Annotated in this window: 1 protein-coding gene; it reads right to left on the bottom strand. The window is 61.4% G+C overall.

What is annotated here, in order from left to right:
* Positions 1–4,029 (bottom strand): amino acid adenylation domain-containing protein (locus tag ACO0LH_RS28310; RefSeq protein ID WP_422944493.1); only part of this gene is annotated, 4,029 nt, incomplete at both ends.

Genomic DNA, 4,029 nt, shown 5'->3' with positions numbered 1-4,029 from the left:
AACCACAAGCGCTGCTGCGCAAAGGAGAGCGGCAAAGGCAAGTCCCGGTCAGCCCGCCCGATCTCCTCCCCCACCAGCACCGCCGTACCCTGCCCCGCCAGCACCTTCGCCAGCGCCGCAATCGTCGGATGCGCAAACAAATCCCGCAACGCCAACTCCCGCCCCAGCCCCTGACGCACCCGCGTCAACAACTGCAAAGCCAGCAAGGAATGCCCACCCAGATCAAAGAAATGGTCATGCCGCCCCACCCGCTCCAGGCCCAGCAAGGTCTGCCATATCCCCGCCAGCAACACCTCCACCTCCCCTTGCGGCACTGCATACAAGCCCACCGCAAAGGCCTCCTGCCCCGGTGCCGGTAAAGCCCGCCTGTCCAACTTCCCGTTCGGCGTCAACGGCAAGGCGGGCAACCACACAAAGGCTGCCGGCACCATATACTCCGGCAACACCGCTTTTAACTGCCCACGCAGCGCTTCACTGCTCAGTTCGTTGCTGGCATCATTCCCGTCTGCCGGCCCCACCAGATACGCCACCAACTGCTTCTCCTGCCTTGCGCTGTCGGTGTCGCTGCCTTCTGCGCCCTGATTCTCCGCACCCGCACGTTCCCGCGCCACCACCACCGCCTCCCTTACCTGCGCCTGCTGGAGCAACTGCGCCTCAATCTCCCCCAGCTCAATGCGGAAACCACGGATCTTCACCTGCTGGTCATTCCTGCCCAGGTACTCAATATGCCCATCGGCACGCCAGCGGCCCAGATCCCCCGTGCGGTACATCCGCGCCCCGGGCTGCTCACTCAACAGATCCGCCACAAAGCGCTCTGCCGTCAGCGCAGGCCGGTGCAGATAACCCCGCGCCACCCCGGCCCCGCCGATATAAATCTCCCCTGCCACCCCGGTCGGCACCAGATGCCTGCCCGCATCCAGGATATACATCTGCGTATTGGCAATCGGCCGCCCGATTGGCACCCGGTCCAGGTCCTCCCCGGCACGGCACTCCCAATACGTCACATCAATCGCCGCTTCCGTCGGGCCATACAGATTATGCAGGCTCGCCTGTGGCAAGGCCGCCAGACAACGTGCCTGCAAAGCCACCGGCAACTCCTCCCCGCTGCACACGATACGGCGCAGGCTCGCGCATTCGGTCAGCTCCTCCGTCTGCTCCAAGAACGCCTGCAACATCGATGGCACAAAGTGCAAGGTCGTGATCCCCTGCGCCTGGATCAGGCCACGCAGGTAGGCCGGGTCCTGATGCCCTTCCGGACGGGCAAACACCAGGGATGCCCCGTTGAGCAAGGGCCAGAAGAATTCCCAGACCGACACATCAAAGCTGAACGGCGTCTTCTGCAAGACTTTGTCGTGTGCCGTGAGGCCATACTGGTCCTGCATCCACCGCAGGCGGTTCACCACTGCCCTGTGTTCATTCATCGCCCCCTTGGGCTGGCCGGTCGAACCCGAGGTATAAATCACATAGGCCAGATTGGCTGCGGTCAGCCCAATCACCTCTGCGGCCAGATTGCTGTCTTCCTGGTCCGCCATCTCTGCCCACTGGCTGTCGAGCAGGATCGTGCGTCCTCCATGAGGAGGTAAGAGCGCAGCAAAGCGCTCCTGGGTCAGCAAGACCCGTGGTGCGGCATCCTTGACCATCTGTGCCAGGCGCTCTGCCGGATAAGATGGTTCCAGCGGTATATAGGCACCACCGGCTTTTAATATCCCCAGCAAGCCAATCACCATCTCCAGGCTGCGTTCGACACAGATGGCGACCAGTTGATCCGGCCCGACGCCCTGGGCGCGCAGGGTGTGGGCGAGCTGGTTGGTTTTTTTATTTAATTCGGCATACGTCAGTTGCTGGTCTTCCACCACGACGGCAATGGCATCCGGGTTGTGCTGTACCTGGGCTTCAAATAACTGGTGCAGCAGCGGGGCATACGGATAACTGATCTCCCGCGCATCCAGATAAGCCGGCAACGCATGACGGGCAGACACCTGGCCACCCTGACCACCCTGGCGGTAGACCGTGCAGATAACGGTGGCTTCGGTCGGGCCATAGGTATTCATCCAGACCTGGTGGGGTCTGGCGACCCTGGTCCATTGCTGGAAGGAGTCGACCGATACCACTTCGCCACCAACGACGATCAGGCGCAGTGCACTCTGGCCCAGGTAATCGCTGTCGACCGTGCCTATCCAGGCATGCCAGTAAGCGGTGGGCAGGTCGAGCACGGTAATGCCCTGGTGCAGGACCTGGGTACTGAGTTCGCTGGCAGACGGTGTCAGCGCAGCCCGCAGGATGAGGCTGCCGCCGGCCATCAGGACCGGGAAGATTTCTTCTACCGCCGCATCAAAGCTGACGGTGGCAAACTGCAGGATGCGGTCACTGGCCGAGAGGGCAAATTCACGGCAGACAAACAGGTTGTGGTTGAGCACATTGCGCTGTGCCACCATCACGCCCTTGGGTTGACCGGTGGAACCGGAGGTATACATCACATAGGCCAGATCATCGGCCTGCGGACTGAGGGCCACGGCAGCACCATTGCTGGCTGCTTCCCTGGCAATGGCAGGCCAGTCCTGGTCCAGCAAGACCAGGCTGCATTGCTTGAATTGATTGAATTGGCTGTCAGCCTCTGTTGCCAGGGGCAGCCGCGCAGCCAGGCTGGCCTGGGTCAGGATCAGTTGTGGCCGGGCGTCTTCAATGACATAGGCCAGGCGTTCTGGCGGATAGGCGGGGTCGAGCGGGACATAGGCGCCACCGGCCTTCCAGATGCCCAACAGGCCAATGACCATTTCCAGGCTGCGTTCGACACACAGTGCCACCAGTTGATCGGTGCCGACGCCACGTGCACGCAGGTAATGGGCGAGCTGGTTGGCACGCCGGTTCAGTTCGCCATAGCTCAGTTGTTCGTTGCCATGCACGATGGCAATCGCCTGTGGTTGTTGCCGGGCCTGTTCTTCAAACAGCTGGCAGACCGAGGCAACGGGGGTGCTGGCGGCGCGGGAGGAGGCATACTCACCGCGGCTATATTGCATGAGGGTGCGGTATTCTTCTCCCAGCAGGCGGGCTTTATTGACTGGCAGGGCCAGTTCCTGTGTCATGGTGGTGAGGATGTGGGGCACATACCGGGCAATCCTGTGCTGGAAGGCATCATCAAAGACGGTCGGGTCGAGGGTGATGCGCAGCAGGTGGCGGTTGGCGGCATCATGCTTTTGCACGTCGACGCTGAAGAGGTAATTGGTTTCATCGAGACCAAAGCTGCCACTGCCGGTGACATTGGAGGCGGCCCCGGCATTGCCTATCACATGGAAATTCGTAAAATTAAACAGGGAACCGGCAAAGTCGAGCCGTAAGTCTGCCTGGATCTGGGCCAGCGGATAATGGCGGTGGGCCTGGTGCTGGTTCAAACGGGCATGCACTTGTCTGATCAGGTCTGCCCAGCTGCCGCTGCCGATATCGACCTGCAACGGCAGAGAATTCAAGAACAGGCCGACCATCTTCTCGGCGCCATCGATCTCGGGCCGGCCATGGGTGACGACGGAACCCAGGATGTGGTCGTCGCCTTCGAGCAGGGAGGTCAGGACCAGGTAGACGGTACACCAGACGCTCTTCTCCTGGACACCGAGCTGGTCTGCCAGGGCAATGAGGGCCGTACTCATGTCGGCGGTGATGTCACAGAAGAAATGACTGCTTTGCTGATGGGGGTGGGCTGACCACCAGGCTTGTTTCGCACCGGCCAGGCTGTGTGTCCAGTAGTCGCGGTGGACGGGGGACGCCAGGGCGGCCTGTTCCAGGGCGATATAGGTCTGGTAGGACGGGGGCGATGGCAGGACGACGAGGGGCTGGCCCTGCAACAGGGTTTTATAGTGGGTAAACAGTTCGGCCACGAGGCTGGCATCACTCCAGCCATCCCATAGGGCATGGTGGAAGCTGAGGCCAAACTGGATCTGTTGTTCAAACACGAGGATGCCAATACGCCAGAGCTCGTCAATGCGCAGGCCTCTGGCTTTCTCTTCGAGTACCCAGGCCTGGATGGCGGCTTCTTTG

It is taken from the genome of Undibacterium sp. TJN19 (assembly GCF_049339485.1).
Taxonomy (GTDB): domain Bacteria; phylum Pseudomonadota; class Gammaproteobacteria; order Burkholderiales; family Burkholderiaceae_D; genus Undibacterium.
The sequence above is the reverse complement of the archived record's forward strand: the minus strand, read 5'-3'. Positions and strand labels throughout refer to the sequence as shown.